A 15843-nucleotide genomic window follows, 5' to 3' on the forward strand; every position below is an offset into this window, starting at 1 on the left:
GGAGCGAAAACATGACTAATGCATACCAACAAGCTGGTGTGAACGTAGAGGCTGGTTACCGAGCAGTCGATTTAATGAAAAAACATATTCAGAAGACGAACCGTTCAGAAGTTATTGGGGGAGTTGGAGCATTCGCTGGACTGTTTGATTTAAGTAATTTGACGAAGTACGACCAGCCTGTTTTAGTTTCAGGAACGGACGGAGTTGGTACGAAGCTCAAGTTAGCCTTTGAAATGGATAAACATGACACAGTTGGGATAGATCTTGTTGCGATGTGTGTAAACGATATTGTCGCGCAAGGTGCAGATCCTCTCTTTTTCCTCGATTACATTGCTTGCGGAAAAAACGAACCAGAAAAGATTGAACAAATCGTAAAAGGAATTGCGGACGGTTGCGTAGAGGCTGGAAGTGCCTTAATTGGTGGTGAAACTGCTGAAATGCCTGGCATGTACCAAGAGGGAGAATACGATTTAGCTGGTTTTGTTGTCGGCATTGCGAACAAACCAAACATTATTACTGGTGAGAAGGTTCAAGCTGGTGATACAATCATTGGACTTCCTTCAAGCGGCGTTCACTCGAATGGTTTTTCTCTTGTAAGAAAAATGATTGCCGATTATCAACTGAATCTTTCCGATCATATTGAAACATTTGGGAAAACGCTTGGTGAAGAATTATTAACGCCAACCCGAATCTATGTAGAAGCGATTGCTGCTCTTAAAAGAGAAGTCGAGATCAAGGGGATTTCCCACGTTACAGGTGGAGGGTTTTATGAAAATATTCCACGTGCACTACCAGCCCATTTAGGTGCGCATATCCATCAAGGTAGCTGGGAAGTTCCAGCTATCTATCCTTTCCTTCAGGAGAAGAGCTCCATCTCTACGGAAGAACTTTTCGGAGTTTTTAATATGGGAGTTGGAATGGCTGTCATTGTCGATAAAGATGTAGCCGAACAAGCTCTTCAAATCCTTTCTGAAAAGGGAGAAAATGCTGCTATTATTGGTGAAGTAGTAGAAGGCAGTGGAGTGGTATTGAGCTAATGAAAAAGACAAAAATAGCTGTGTTTGCTTCTGGAACGGGAAGCAACTTTGACACAATTGTAAGAGAAAGGAAAGCAGGTCATCTAAACGTGGAGGTTTGTTTACTCGTTTGTGATAAACCGGAAGCATTGGTTGTAGAGAAAGCAAGCCAGTACGGGATCCCTACTTTCGCTTTTGAAGCAAAAAGTTATGAGAATAAGGAAGGCTTTGAGAGAGAAATAGAGAAGCAATTGAAAAAGCTTGAGGTGGAGTGGGTTATATTAGCAGGATATATGCGATTAATTGGTCCGACACTCCTTCAGGCATATCCAAACCGAATGATTAATATCCATCCATCTTTGCTACCGGCATTTCCTGGAAAGGATGCGATTGGTCAAGCGTTTGATGCAGGAGTGAAAGTGACGGGCGTAACGGTCCATTTTGTGGATGAAGGAATGGATACGGGGCAGATTATCGATCAAGAGGCATTAAGAATATTAGATAGCGATGACCGAGACTCTTTACAAAAAAGGGTACAGGAAGTGGAGCATCGCTTGTTTCCGGCCACCATTCAAAAACTGATTAGTGAGAGAGGTAACCAAAATGAAAAAAAGAGCACTCATTAGTGTTTCCGATAAAACGAACATTGTGGAGTTTGCAAAAGGATTAAACGAAGTTGGCTACGAGGTCATTTCAACAGGTGGTACGTTAAAACAGCTTCAAGATGCAGGAGTAGAAGCGGTTGCTGTTTCGGACGTAACCGGGTTTGATGAAATTTTAAACGGTAGAGTAAAGACGTTGCATCCGATTATCCATGCGGGTTTATTAGCTAGAAGAGATAATCCGGATCACGTGAAGCAATTGGAAGAGCGAAACATTACACCAATCGATGTAGTCGTTGTAAATCTTTATCCATTTAAAAATACGATTGCAAAACCTGATGTAACACAAGAGGATGCGATTGAAAATATCGATATCGGTGGACCAACCATGCTTCGTTCCGCCGCGAAGAATTTTCAAGATGTAGCGGTTGTCGTGGATCCAGCAGATTATGAGGAAGTATTAGCAAAATTAAAAGAAGGCAGCCTGTCTGCTGAATACAAAAAAGGGCTATCTGCGAAAGTGTTCCGTCATACAGCGAACTATGATGCGATGATTGCAGCTTACTTCGCTGAAATTACGGAAGAAAAGTACCCGGAAACATACAGTCTTACATATGAAAAAGCTCAATCACTACGTTACGGAGAAAACCCTCATCAACAAGCAGCTTTCTATAAAGAAGCCAATGTAACTGGAGCTTCTATCGCGAATGCGAAGCAATTACATGGAAAAGAATTGTCGTACAACAATATTCAAGACGCCAATGCCGCATTAGAAATGGTTATGGAGTATGATCAACCAGCTTCTGTCGCGGTGAAGCATATGAATCCATGTGGAGTAGGGATTGGCGAAACGATTGCAGCTGCATTTGAAAAGTCTTTTAAAGCAGATCCTGTTTCCATATTTGGTGGAATCGTAGCATTAAACCGACCTGTCGATAAAGAAACAGCAGAGCAATTGAAGGATATTTTCTTGGAGATAGTAATTGCTCCATCTTTTACAGAGGAAGCTTTGGCCATCTTGACGGTGAAGAAAAATATTCGTTTGCTAGAAACCCCAGTAGATACGAAATCAAAACCAAAGCAAAAAGTAGTAAGCGTAGTTGGTGGATTACTTATCCAGGATGCCGATTTCGGTACGATCTCAGAATCAGACTTAACGTTCCCAACCGACCGCAAACCAACTGAGCAAGAACTAAAAGAGCTATTGTTTTCTTGGAAAGTCGTGAAGCACGTGAAATCGAACGCGATTGTCGTAGCAAAAGCAGATCAAACCCTAGGAGTAGGTGCGGGTCAAATGAACCGTGTTGGAGCAGCTCGTATTGCTTTAGAGCAAGCAGGCGAAAAAGCACAAAGTGCGGTGCTAGCTTCTGATGCTTTCTTCCCGATGCCAGATACAGTAGAGGAAGCGGCAAATGCTGGAATTAAAGCCATCATTCAGCCGGGTGGATCGAAGCGAGATGAAGATTCTATCAAAGCTTGTAATGAACATGGAATTGCCATGGTGTTTACAGGTATGCGTCACTTTAAGCATTAAAAGGAAAAGCACGTGAAATCCAGCGAATGGGGTGGAAAAGTGTGAAGGTACTAGTAATTGGTAGCGGGGGCCGCGAGCATAGCTTGGTTCAGAAGCTAAACGGAAGTAAGCGTGTGAAAAAGGTATTCGCAGCTCCTGGTAACGGTGGTATGGAGAATGAGGCGACGTGTGTGCCGATTAAAGAGACAGAGATTGGGGATTTAGTTCGCTTCGCAAAAGAAGAACAAATTACGTGGACAATCGTGGGACCAGAAGTACCTCTTCTTGCAGGTATCGTCAATGCTTTTCAAGAGGCAGGGCTAAAGGTATTTGGTCCAACACAAGAAGCGGCTCTTATTGAAGGTAGTAAAGATTTTGCTAAAGCATTTATGAAAAAATATTCGATTCCTACAGCCGATTATCAAACGTTTACGAAGGTAGAAGAGGCGAAAGCCTATATCCGTGAAAAAGGTGCCCCAATCGTGATTAAGGCGGATGGATTGGCAGCGGGTAAGGGAGTCATTGTTGCTTTACAAGAAGAAGAAGCCTTACGTGCAGTTGAGAATATGTTGGTCGACAATCAATTTGGGGATGCGGGAAGTAAAGTGGTGGTTGAGGAATTTTTAGACGGAAAAGAATTTTCCTTAATGGCATTTGTGAATGGGGAACATGTTTATCCACTTACTCCAGCTCGAGATCACAAGCGAGCGTTTGATGGAGATAAAGGACCGAACACTGGTGGGATGGGGGCATTTGCTCCTATTCCGGATTTAGATCCTTCCCAAGTTCAACTTGCTATTGAGAGAATCCTGAAACCAGCTGCAAAAGGACTTGTTCAGGAAGGGCGTAGCTTCACAGGCATTCTATATGCAGGTCTAATTGAGACGGCAGAAGGTCCTAAAGTAATTGAGTTCAATGCAAGGTTAGGAGATCCGGAGACACAGGTTGTCCTCCCACTGCTAGAAAACGACATCATTCAAGTTGTCGAGGATGTTACAGCAAAAAAAGATCCGAAGTTAACCTGGACTGAAGGCTTTTGCCTTGGCACAGTAGTAGCCGCGCAAGGTTATCCAGGAGCTTACGAGAAAGGAAAGCCTATTCCAAAGTTAGACACGGTGGATACGAACTGCTTTGTGGTTCATGCAGGAACCACAAAAGATGGGGAACAGCTCGTTTCAAACGGTGGAAGAGTGTTACTAATTGGATCTGTCGCAGCATCTCTCGAGGAATCGCAACGAGACAATCAGCGTCTTTTACAATGTTTTGGCACTAGTAAAGACTTTTTCTATCGTACGGACATCGGATTTCCAAAATAATAATTCGAAAAGCAAGGCTTTCCAACTGAATGGGGAAGCCTTGCTTTGTTCTATTCTGCTTGTTGCTTTTTTTGCATGTTTTTAGATTCCAGCGTACGATTGATACAATCAATCATTGGGCAGTAACGGGAAATTCCTTCTGCAATTTTCATGGCAGCTAAACCAGCCATTGCAATGGAACCTTCCTTATTCGGATTCTTAATCATTCTTGCCGTTGCATAACTTAACATAGTGAATCCACAAGTAAGACGGATATATGCATCAACATTCCCAACATTTTGTTGCAAAATTGTCACAACACCTTTCTATTTTAGTAGTGCGTAATCCAAGCTGACTGTGGTACGATAGTAAAAAAAGGGAGAGAAGGAGATCAAGATATGAATGAGCACCTTTATAGATGGCGAAATCGTGAACTTCGAGAACACGTATCTGTGATCGATGGCAATCTCGCCCCATCCATTTTAATAAAAAATATTACCTATCTAAATGTGTTTCTCAAACAGTGGATAAAAGCACACATTTGGGTGTATCAGGACCGAATTGTTTATGTGGGAGATAAGCTTCCAACGAACGTCGATGAAACGGAAATTATAGATGCGAATGGGAAATACGCAGTTCCAGGATATGTGGAACCACATGCACATCCCTTTCAGTTATATAATCCCCATCAGCTAGCCAAGTATGCATCACAAACCGGAACCACGGTGTTGATTAATGACAACCTAATGTGGTTATTTTTATTAAAAGAAAAGGAAGCGTTTTCATTATTAGATGAGTTTACGCAGCTACCAGTTTCGATGTATTGGTGGTCTAGGTATGATTGTCAAAGCATCATTCAAGAAGAGCACGATATGTTTGGAGATGAAAAGGTATTAAGATGGATCAATCATCCAGCTGTTATGCAAGGTGGCGAATTGACGGCATGGCCCCAAGTCATGAAGGATGATGACCATATTTTATACTGGATGCAGGAAACTAAACGGCTAAGAAAACCGATAGAAGGACATTTCCCTGGCGCTTCCGAATCTACATTAGTTAAAATGCTCCTGTTAGGAGCCAGTGCAGATCACGAATCGATTACAGGACAAGAAGCGTATGACCGAATTCGATTAGGGTATCAAGTGGGACTTCGCCATTCCTCTATCCGTCCAGATTTACCAAAGCTTTTAGATGAATTACAGGAATTAGGTGTGCGTAACTTTGACATGCTAACGTTGACGACAGACGGATCCACTCCATCGTTTTATAAAGATGGAATGATCAACGAGTTAATCAGGATTGCGATAGAAAAAGGGATTCCCTTAGAGGAAGCGTACCGAATGGCTACGTATAATGCAGCTAAGCATTTTCATATGGATGATCGCTTTGGCAGTATCGCGCCAGGTCGTGTAGCCCATATCAACATTTTGGAGCAGCCAGACAACCCAACACCTACATCCGTTCTTGCGAAAGGGCAATGGATCCGAAAAAACGGACAGCAAGTTTCCGTTGAGGATTCTGTTCAACTAGATTCCTTCTTCAAGAAGCTGGATTTAGATTGGGATTTGTGCGAAGACGATATGCAATTTTCTTTGCCAATCGGAATGAAAATGACCAATGATGTCATCATGAAACCTTACCCTATTAATATTGATCCAACCGTAGAAAAGATCCCATCGAACTTTGACGAGGCTTTCCTTATGCTTGTCGATCGGCAAGGAAGATGGAGAATTAATACACTGATTGATGGTTTTACGAGTAAGCTTGGAGGAATGGTTACGTCTTATTCGACAACCGGAGATATCGCTTGCATAGGAAAGAGCAAAAAGGATATCCAACTAGCCTTTGACAGGATGAAGGAAATGGGTGGAGGTATCGTCTTAGTAGACGAAGGTGAGGTTCTATTTGAATTAAGTCTTCCACTCGCAGGTATTATGTACGATGGAGATATGGAAGAGTTGATAGAGAAAGAGTTACACTTGAAAAAACTGTTAAAAGACTTCGGATATAAGTTCCATGATCCAGTCTTTACGTTGTTGTTTCTATCCTCGACTCACTTGCCATATATTCGGATTACACCGAAGGGAATTGTCGATGTAAAGAAGAAAGAGGTTCTATTTCCCTCTATTATGAGGTAAAATTAATAGAATGAGGTCACAAAGAAAAGAATGGAGTTTCCGTGACTCCTTCTTTTTTCTTTGTATATAACTTTTTAACTAATCTAAAAGGTGTGATAAGGCTTGTTTAAGAAAAAGACTGGAATCATAGTATTTATATTATTACTTCTTGTGGTGTTGGTAGCTTGTAAAGAAAAGGATACCGCCGAATCTGCACCAAAGGAAACCGAAGAACCGAAGGAAACGGAACCAGTAGAAGAGGAACCTAAATTTGTCTATCCTTTTACAGGAATTAAAACGAATGAACAGGTGAATAATCGTGCGGTTGCCGTTATGGTCAATAACTATTACAAGGCACGTCCACAAACAGGACTTTCCAAAGCGGATATCGTGTTTGAGATTTTAGCAGAAGGAAACATTACGCGGTTTATTGCTTTCTTCCAAAGTCAGCAGCCAGAGGTCGTTGGACCGGTAAGAAGTGCACGCGAGTACTATTTTAATTTAGCTAAAGATTATAATGCTTTATATATTTACCATGGTGCTGCAACTCATGTGGAAGCAGAGCTGCAAGCGACGGGCCCAGATAACTTAAGCGGTTCGATTTATGATAATGATGGGTATTTATTTAAGCGAGCGGATTTCCGGGAAGCACCGCACAACTCGTATCTTCAATTCGAAAATGTTTATGAAGAAGCAGCGGAACAAGGTTATGAAGTCGAGGTGGAATATGAACCACTCCCATTCCTAACCGAAGAGGAGATCCCAAACATTCAAGGAAATACGGCAACGGATATTTCTTTCTCCTATTTCTCTAATGATCCGATTCATTACAAGTACGATACGGCATCGGAAAAATATTTGCGGTATAATGGAGATATGCAAACGGTCGAATACGAGACAGACGAAGCGATTCAACTCGATAACTTATTTATTTTAGAGACTGCACATGCTGTTATCGATGACGCAGGTAGACGAGAAATTGATTTGCAATCTGGTGGAAATGCGTTGTTAATCCAAAAAGGAAAAGTTCAAGAGGTCCAATGGCAAAATGTAGATGGGAGAATTCTTCCTTACAAGGATGGGCAACCAGTTGGACTTGTCCCAGGACAAACGTGGGTTAATGTTATACCAGAACGCATAGGCTTAAACAGTATTACGATTCAATAGTAGGGAGGTACCTACATGCAAATAGACAAGCTTCGTGGACAACAGCTCGATGAGTTGTTTGACGCCATTCTTTCTTTGAAAGATCGCGAGGAGTGCTATCGTTTTTTTGATGACATAGCCACAATGAGCGAAATTCAATCACTTGCACAAAGACTTCAAGTTGCAAAAATGCTACAAGATGGCTATACCTATGGGGTTATCGTGAAGGAATCAGGGGCATCCACCACAACGATTTCTCGAGTGAAAAGGTGCTTAACCTATGGGAACGATGGCTATAAAATGGTGTTAGAACGAATCAATCAAACTGAAGAAGAATAACTGAAAACGTCGACTTAACATCGACGTTTTCTATTAAGGGATGTTCAAAAGGAGGAAGACATTCGCACTTTTTACCTCCTTTTGTACCCGAAATAAGAAAAAGGGGTGGAGACTATGATCCGTTTTGGAGTTATTGGGACGAATTGGATTACAGAAAGCTTTTTAGATGCCGCGACTGAAGTTAAAGACTTTTCCTTAACATCGGTGTATTCAAGAACCGAAGAAAAGGCAAAAGAATTTGCGGACAAACATCAAGCAACACATACATACACAGAGATAGAGGAGTTTGCAAAAAGTGAGGAATTCGATGCGGTTTATATAGCAAGCCCTAATTCCTATCACGCAGAACAAGCGATTCTATGTATGAATTACGGCAAACACGTGATCATTGAAAAATCGATTGCTTCCAATGCGAAAGAAGTGGAAAGTATTATCGAAGCTGCTGAGAAAAATGGTGTCGTGGTGATGGAAGCATTGAAAACAACCTTCTTGCCAAACTTTCAAGCGATCAAGGAAAACCTACATAAAATTGGAACAGTTCGTCGTTATTTTGCGAGCTATTGTCAATACTCTTCTCGATATGATGCGTACAAAGAGGGAACAATCCTAAACGCGTTTAATCCTAAGTTTTCAAACGGCTCCCTAATGGATATAGGCGTGTACTGCACATATCCGATGGTTGCCTTATTTGGAAAACCGAATAAGCTTCTCGCTTCTAGTTTTTTACTAGATTCTGGAGTAGATGGACAAGGGAGTATAATGTTTGAATACGATGAGATGAGCGGAGTAGTCATGTATTCCAAAATCGCTAATTCCTACATTCCTTCTGAGATTCAAGGGGAAAAAGGGAGCATCTTAATCGATAACTTTAACTCGCCAACTCATGTAGAGATTCGCTATAAAGACGGCACAACCGAAGACATTACACGAGAACAAGTGGATAATACGATGTATTACGAAGCAAAAGCGTTTATTGAAACGATTCAGAGTGGTAAAAAAGAATCTGATGTGAACTCCCTAGAACAATCACTCATCACAGCACAGCTATTAGAAGAAGCAAGAAAACAAACCGGAGTTGTTTTCCCAGCGGATCAATAAGGGTATGCTTAAGCCCAGGACAAGAGTGTGTTAATCATAACAAAATCCGAACTATGGTTCTTTCAGTATAGAATCAGTTCGGGTTTTTCTTTTAGAGTGCTTTTGTAACTGTTGCTAAAATATATAGATGGTGACATAAGTGGTGCAGCTATATGCCAGGCACTCCGGCAGAATACTCCGCTTTAGCAATCAACTTGTTAAAGAATATAAAAGAATCACTATTTCGTTATGTCGCATTTCATTTCAAATATGCCAGCCTCTTTTCTATTTTCATCGCAAAAGAAAACTTCATTTCCTACTCAATCTCCCTACTCTTTTTTGTTATAATAGATAGATGGGAAAAATAATAGTCCGTCAAGTTTTGGAGGATTTGTAATGTATGACATGAAAAAGTGGAGTCACGTGTTTAAGCTTGACCCGAATAAAGAAATTACAGATGAACAACTAGAGAAGATTTGTGAATCGGGAACCGATGCGATCATCGTCGGGGGAACAGATGATGTTACCTTGGATGATGTGTTAAATCTACTTGCGAGAATAAGAAGATATACAGTGCCTTGTGTACTTGAAATATCCAACCAAGAATCGGTAACACCTGGATTTGACTTTTACTATATTCCAACGGTGTTTAATAGCAAAGATAAAAAATATGTCATAGACATCCAACACGAAGCAGTAAAGGAATATGGGGATGTACTTGATTGGGATGAAATCTTTGTTGAAGGATATTGCGTTTTAAATCCCGATGCAAAGGTCTTCCAATATACGAATTGCGCAATGCCGGATGACGCAGATGTCGTTGCCTATGCGCAAATGGCTGAGCACATGTTTCATTTGCCCATTTTCTATGTGGAATACAGCGGGACTTACGGAGATCCCAAGCTTGTTGAAAAAGTGAAGGACAAGCTCAATCAAACCTTGTTGTTTTACGGCGGAGGGATAAGCTCTGCAGAACAAGCAAAAGAAATGAAGAAATTTGCGGATGTAGTCGTAGTTGGGAATAGCATCTATGAAAATTTTAAAGAAGCATTGAAAACGGTACGAGCAGTTAAAGAATAAAAGGTGGTGTCTTTTGTGAGTCAAGCAATGGGAGGCTTACTAGCCGGTTTAAACGAACAACAACGAAAAGCAGTACAACATACAGAAGGCCCGTTACTGATTATGGCGGGAGCTGGTAGTGGAAAGACGAGGGTTTTGACGCATCGAATCGCTTATTTACTAGGAGAAAAAGAAGTATCACCAAGAAGTATCTTGGCGATTACATTTACGAATAAAGCAGCTCGTGAAATGAAGGATAGGGTATATAAACTAGTTGGACCAGAAGGAGCAAGTATTTGGGTATCCACGTTCCACTCGATGTGTGTACGCATCCTTCGACGAGATATTGATCGAATTGGTATGAACTCCAACTTCACTATTTTAGATGGAAGTGACCAGTTATCGGCAATCAAACAAGTTCAAAAGGAACTCAACATTGATCCGAAAAAGTTCGAGCCTAGAGCGATGCTTGGGGCTATTAGCTCAGCGAAAAATGAATTGATCACACCAGAGGAATATTCAAAAAATGCGAATGACTTTTTCGAGAAGCAAGTAGCTAGTGTCTATGAGTCCTATCAGAGAAAATTATTAAAAAACCAGTCGTTAGATTTTGACGATTTAATCATGCGAACGATCCAATTGTTTGAACGAGTACCAGAAGTTTTGGAATACTACCAACTTAGATTTCAATATATTCATGTGGATGAGTATCAAGATACGAACCATGCGCAATATATACTGGTCAAAAAACTAGCAGAACGTTATCAAAACCTTTGTGTAGTAGGGGATTCAGATCAATCCATCTACCGTTGGCGTGGTGCAGATATTCAAAATATTTTATCCTTTGAAAAGGACTACCCTAGCGCTAGTGTCGTCTTTTTAGAACAAAACTATCGATCCACGAAATCGATCTTAGATGCTGCGAACGCCGTCATTGAACGTAATAATGGTCGGAAACCTAAGAAGCTATGGACAGACAACAATGAAGGAACCAAAATCAAATACTATCAAGCAGCAACCGAGCAAGAAGAAGGATTGTTTGTAGCAGATAAAGTAGAAGAGTTTGTCCGTTCTGGTGAATATAAATATCGAGATATTGCGATCCTTTACCGAACCAATGCTCAGTCTCGTTCGATTGAGGAAACCTTCGTGAAAGCTAACATTCCCTATCAAATTGTCGGAGGAACTAAGTTCTACGATCGTAAAGAAATCAAAGATATGCTTGCCTATTTAAGATTGATTTCCAATCCTGATGATGATTTGAGCTTTACAAGAGTAGTTAATGAACCGAAACGAGGAATTGGAAAAACCTCTATTGACCGCTTGCAGGCTTATGCCGCCGAGCATGGAATCTCTCTATATCAGACGGTTCAAGAAGTAGATTTTACAGGGGTAAGTCCAAAAGCTGCTTCTGCACTAGCTTCCTTCGGTGCGATGATTCGAAACTGGACACAGCAACAAGAGTTTTTATCCGCGACAGATATGGTTGAAGAGGTTCTTCAACGGACAGGCTATGAAGAGATGCTTAGAAATGAACGAAGCTTAGAAGCTCAAAGCAGACTAGAGAACTTAGAAGAATTTAAATCCGTTACGCAACATTTTGAACAAAGCAGTGAGGATAAGAGCTTAATTGCGTTCTTAACTGATCTCGCGTTAATTGCAGATATTGATCAAGTGGACGAGGATCCATTCAGTGATGATAAGGCAACCCTTATGACCCTCCACTCAGCAAAAGGACTAGAATTCCCGATTGTCTTTTTAATCGGAATGGAAGAGAACGTCTTCCCGCACAGCAGATCCCTAATGGATGAAGAAGAGATGCAAGAAGAGCGTCGACTTGCTTATGTAGGGATTACGAGAGCAGAAAAAATGCTTCACATAACCCATGCAAAGATGCGTACATTGTTTGGTCGAACCAATATGAATCCAGCAAGCCGGTTTATTCGAGAAATTCCAGAAGAGCTACTAGAAGGCTTGGAAGAAGTAAAACAAGCGATGTTTGGCTCAAGACCAATCTCCCAGTCAAAACCAGATCCGTTTGCTGCTCCGAAGCGTACAGCTAAGAAGACCGTAAACACTGGGACGGGCGGAGAGAGAATTGGTTGGCAGGCAGGAGATAAAGCAAACCATAAAAAGTGGGGTCAAGGTACTGTTGTAAAAGTCCAAGGAGAGGGCGAAGCGACAGAATTAGATATTGCCTTTCCAGCTCCTGTTGGAATCAAACGTCTATTAGCAAAGTTTGCGCCTATTACAAAAGAGTAAATTGAGGTGTTTGGCATGAATGTGGAACTAGCCAAAGAAAAATTAGCTGCTCTAAGAGATGAGCTTAACCAATACAATTATGAATATCACGTTTTAGATCGTCCTTCCGTTTCAGATTATGAGTATGACGTGAAGATGCGTGAGCTCAAGGATATAGAAGCACAGTTTCCTGAGCTGATTACAGCAGATTCTCCCTCACAACGAGTAGGGGGAGAACCGCTGGAATCATTCCAAAAGGTGAACCATGCGATTCCGATGCTTAGTTTAGGCAATGCCTTTAACGAGCAAGACTTACGTGACTTTGACCGACGTGTACGAGATGGAATCGGGGAAGAACCAACCTACGTATGTGAACTAAAAATTGATGGATTAGCCGTTTCTCTATTATATGAAAATGGCCAGTTTGTTCGGGGAGCCACACGTGGGGATGGTACAACGGGCGAGGAGATTACGAATAACTTGAAAACGATTCGTAGTATTCCGTTAAAGCTATCGAACGAAGAAACGATGGAAGTACGAGGAGAAGCATTTATGCCTCATAAGTCGTTCGTGAAATTAAATGAAGTAAAGGAAGAGAACGGGGAAGAACCATTTGCCAATCCTCGGAATGCAGCAGCAGGATCATTAAGACAGCTCGATCCTAAAATTGCCGCAAAACGAAATCTAGACATCTTTTTATACAGTGTTGGTTTATGGGAAGAGGGTCAATTAGAATCTCATAGTGAGCGATTGGAATACTTGAAAGAAATAGGCTTTAAAACGAATCCAGAGTGGAGAAAGTGTACGAATATAGACGAGGTCATTCAGTTTGTGGAAGGTTGGATGGAAAAGAGGCCACAGCTTAGCTATGAAATTGATGGAATTGTCATCAAGGTGGATCGTCTGGACCACCAAGAGCAATTAGGGTTCACGGCAAAAAGTCCGCGTTGGGCCATCGCTTATAAGTTTCCAGCAGAAGAAGTGGTGACAAAGCTGAAGGAGATTGAACTAAGTGTCGGTCGCACAGGAGTTATTACACCAACGGCAATTCTAGAACCAGTGAAGGTTGCTGGAACAACCGTGCAACGTGCATCTCTACATAATGAAGACTTAATCCGTGAAAAAGACATCCGTATAAACGATACAGTCGTCATTAAAAAAGCGGGCGATATTATACCAGAAGTTGTTCGAGTAATTACGGATCAACGGACTGGACAAGAGGACCCTTTTTACATGCCAACAGAATGTCCCGCTTGTGGAAGTGAGCTCATTCGTCTAGAGGAAGAAGTGGCACTCCGTTGTATTAATCCAAATTGTCCAGCACAACTAAAAGAAGGGTTAATCCACTTTGTTTCCCGGAATGCCATGAATATTGATGGATTGGGAGAAAAAGTGGTGGAACAACTTTTTGAAGAAAAGCTAATCCATACGATTGCCGATCTTTATAAGCTGCAACGAGACGATTTGTTGAAGCTAGAACGAATGGGAGAGAAATCCGTCGACAACCTTCTTAACGCGATTGAATCGTCCAAGCAAAATTCGTTGGAAAGATTATTGTTCGGATTAGGTATTCGTTACGTAGGCTCAAAAGCTGCAAAGACGTTAGCCGAGTATTTTGAACAGATGGAACAGCTAATGAAGGCTACAGCTGCTGATTTAGTAGCCATTAATGAAATCGGCGATAAAATGGCGGAGTCCATTGAACGTTATTTTTCAGAAGAAAAAGTACAAAATCTAATCAAGGAGCTCTATACACTAGGTCTAAACATGGAATATAAAGGGCCTAAACGTTCCGAACAAGCGGCAGATTCCGTATTCTCTGGAAAAACGATTGTTTTAACAGGAAAGCTAGAAACATTCGGTCGTACGGAAGCGAAGGAACGAATTGAGGCACTAGGTGGAAAAATAACCGGAAGTGTTAGTAAGAAAACAGATCTTCTTATCGCTGGTGAAGATGCGGGGTCGAAGTATGATAAAGCGAAGGATTTAGGAATTGAGATTTGGGACGAACAACAGCTTATCCAAGCATTAGAAGGTTAGGGAGTGGAAAAATTGAGAAAGAAGCTAATACTAATGTTGGTTGGACTTCTTCTTTTAACGAGCTGTGCACCATCCTTTGATAATTCAGAAGAAGATATTGTAGAAGAAAATCAAGATCAAACCAATCAAGAGACGGCGATAATCCCTAGCTACAGCTTATCGGAAGAAAACTACCGTGTGATTCTACCATACAAACTTGGAAAAGCAAGAGGGGTTATTGTAAATCAGGTGTTCAACAGGTTGGATATAGATGAACTAGAGGAAGGGTTAAAACGTCATTCTAAAGATGTCTTTGAACCAGACAAATATTTCTTTCAAGAAGGACAATACTTAACAGAAGATATTGTTTATGAATGGCTAGGCTCTGCAAAACCTGATGAAGAAGGAAATCAAGGGTTAAATCCACCATTAGCAGAAAATGCAACGAAGAAACAACATCAGGAGAACCCGAGATACCTGTCCCACATTTTGGAGCAGGATTACTTAATGAAGACCGGTGAGGATCGTGTTGTGTTAGGTGGTGTATCCATCGGACTTGCCATGAAGTCTGTGTATCGATTCCAGACAGAAATCGGTGGGCCCTACTTTTTCGAAAAGATATCCAAACAAGAAATGCTAAGTAAAGGCCAGGAGCTAGCTCAGAAAATCGTGGAGCGGATGAGAAAAATGGAAGGCTTGTCAAAGGTACCTATCATGGTTTCCTTGTACCGTGAAGAAGCACAAGACTCCATGGTGCCAGGGAACTTTGTAGCAAAAACGGTTGTGGAAGAAGGGAGTTCATCTGTAGGAGATTGGGAAGAAATAAACGAAAAGCATGTATTATTCCCATCTGATGAAGCGTCTGAAAACTACAAAGAGGATGCGAACAACCTGTCCTTCTTTGAACAAGATATTGCGGAATACTTCCCGAATTATACAAGCGTGATTGGAAAAGGATTCTATGTGAATGATGAGTTACAGAAACTAACGATTGAGATTCCAATCCAGTTTAATGGGAAAGCAGAAGTAGTTGGTTTTTCGCAATACGTGTATGGTTTGGTAGTGGAAGGGTTTCAGCCACACTATGACCTAGAAATAAACATTACATCAGGAGATCAGCAAGAAAGTCTCATAACGAGAGAAGCTGGTGAAGAGGAGCCGCAGGTTCATATTTACCATTAGAAAAAGAGGTCTGAAGTCTCTTGTGAATTATTTTTTGGTATGGGATTATATAGTGGTGGTTCAGAATGCCCACTAGCCAAGGGCTTTTCAAGTGAGGATAAAAGGAAATAAATTACCCCCTTAACTATGTAAAATAGGTAAGGGGTTTCTTAGGTTTAGGAAAGTTAGAAAGTTTCTCGTGTATTAAGGGGTGAAATTAGTTCATAACTTTCCCAATATGCATAACGCGGAAATGTG

At 41.2% G+C, this 15843-nt stretch carries 13 protein-coding genes; 12 read left to right on the forward strand and 1 reads right to left on the reverse strand.

Annotated features, from left to right (window positions below):
- Positions 1-11 precede the first annotated feature (11 nt).
- Genes purM through purD form a run of 4 tightly spaced genes read left to right on the forward strand, consistent with a single transcriptional unit; the run spans position 12 to position 4447 of the window.
- Positions 12-1037 carry a phosphoribosylformylglycinamidine cyclo-ligase gene (gene purM / locus KO561_RS02820; RefSeq protein ID WP_231095640.1) on the forward strand — a complete coding sequence of 342 codons (1026 nt, stop codon included), beginning with the start codon at positions 12-14 and terminating at the stop codon, positions 1035-1037.
- The gene (gene purN / locus KO561_RS02825) at positions 1037-1642 is read left to right on the forward strand and encodes a phosphoribosylglycinamide formyltransferase (protein ID WP_231095641.1); all 606 of its coding nucleotides are present in this window, start codon (positions 1037-1039) and stop codon (positions 1640-1642) included. The genes purM and purN overlap by 1 nt, the downstream gene beginning before the upstream one ends.
- The gene (purH, locus tag KO561_RS02830) at positions 1620-3152 is read left to right on the forward strand and encodes a bifunctional phosphoribosylaminoimidazolecarboxamide formyltransferase/IMP cyclohydrolase (protein WP_231095642.1); all 1533 of its coding nucleotides are present in this window, start codon (positions 1620-1622) and stop codon (positions 3150-3152) included. The genes purN and purH overlap by 23 nt, the downstream gene beginning before the upstream one ends.
- Positions 3153-3193: 41 nt before the next feature.
- Positions 3194-4447, forward strand: a complete 1254-nt coding sequence (gene purD, locus KO561_RS02835) for a phosphoribosylamine--glycine ligase (RefSeq protein ID WP_231095643.1) — start codon at positions 3194-3196, stop codon at positions 4445-4447.
- Positions 4448-4497: 50 nt separating this feature from the next.
- On the opposite strand, the gene KO561_RS02840 is transcribed toward purD, so the two are convergent.
- Complete coding sequence (locus KO561_RS02840; protein ID WP_231095644.1) at positions 4498-4734, reverse strand: YgaP family membrane protein; 237 nt, start codon at positions 4732-4734, stop codon at positions 4498-4500.
- 90 nt (positions 4735-4824) lie between these two features.
- Here KO561_RS02840 and KO561_RS02845 point away from each other — a divergent pair, with 90 nt between their 5' ends.
- From KO561_RS02845 to KO561_RS02880, 8 genes are all read left to right on the forward strand, one after another.
- Complete coding sequence (locus tag KO561_RS02845) at positions 4825-6564, forward strand: adenine deaminase C-terminal domain-containing protein (RefSeq protein WP_231095645.1); 1740 nt, start codon at positions 4825-4827, stop codon at positions 6562-6564.
- Between the two features lie 102 nt (positions 6565-6666).
- Positions 6667-7710: a DUF3048 domain-containing protein gene (locus KO561_RS02850; protein ID WP_231095646.1), complete on the forward strand. Its 1044-nt coding sequence runs from the start codon at positions 6667-6669 to the stop codon at positions 7708-7710.
- 15 nt (positions 7711-7725) lie between these two features.
- Positions 7726-8028, forward strand: coding sequence for a YerC/YecD family TrpR-related protein (locus KO561_RS02855; RefSeq protein WP_231095647.1), 303 nt, complete (start codon positions 7726-7728; stop codon positions 8026-8028).
- 114 nt (positions 8029-8142) lie between these two features.
- The gene (locus KO561_RS02860; RefSeq protein ID WP_231095648.1) at positions 8143-9126 is read left to right on the forward strand and encodes a Gfo/Idh/MocA family protein; all 984 of its coding nucleotides are present in this window, start codon (positions 8143-8145) and stop codon (positions 9124-9126) included.
- Between the two features lie 375 nt (positions 9127-9501).
- Positions 9502-10185 (forward strand): heptaprenylglyceryl phosphate synthase, encoded by a 684-nt coding sequence (gene pcrB, locus KO561_RS02865; RefSeq protein WP_231095649.1) that lies wholly within the window; start codon positions 9502-9504, stop codon positions 10183-10185.
- 27 nt (positions 10186-10212) lie between these two features.
- The gene (gene pcrA / locus KO561_RS02870) at positions 10213-12426 is read left to right on the forward strand and encodes a DNA helicase PcrA (protein WP_408004858.1); all 2214 of its coding nucleotides are present in this window, start codon (positions 10213-10215) and stop codon (positions 12424-12426) included.
- Between the two features lie 15 nt (positions 12427-12441).
- Positions 12442-14445, forward strand: a complete 2004-nt coding sequence (ligA, locus tag KO561_RS02875) for an NAD-dependent DNA ligase LigA (protein ID WP_231095651.1) — start codon at positions 12442-12444, stop codon at positions 14443-14445.
- Between the two features lie 3 nt (positions 14446-14448).
- Positions 14449-15606 carry a CamS family sex pheromone protein gene (locus KO561_RS02880; RefSeq protein ID WP_331000822.1) on the forward strand — a complete coding sequence of 386 codons (1158 nt, stop codon included), beginning with the start codon at positions 14449-14451 and terminating at the stop codon, positions 15604-15606.
- The last annotated feature ends 237 nt before the right edge of the window (positions 15607-15843 follow it).

The sequence above is a fragment of the Radiobacillus kanasensis genome, from assembly GCF_021049245.1.
Taxonomy (GTDB): domain Bacteria; phylum Bacillota; class Bacilli; order Bacillales; family Amphibacillaceae; genus Radiobacillus; species Radiobacillus kanasensis.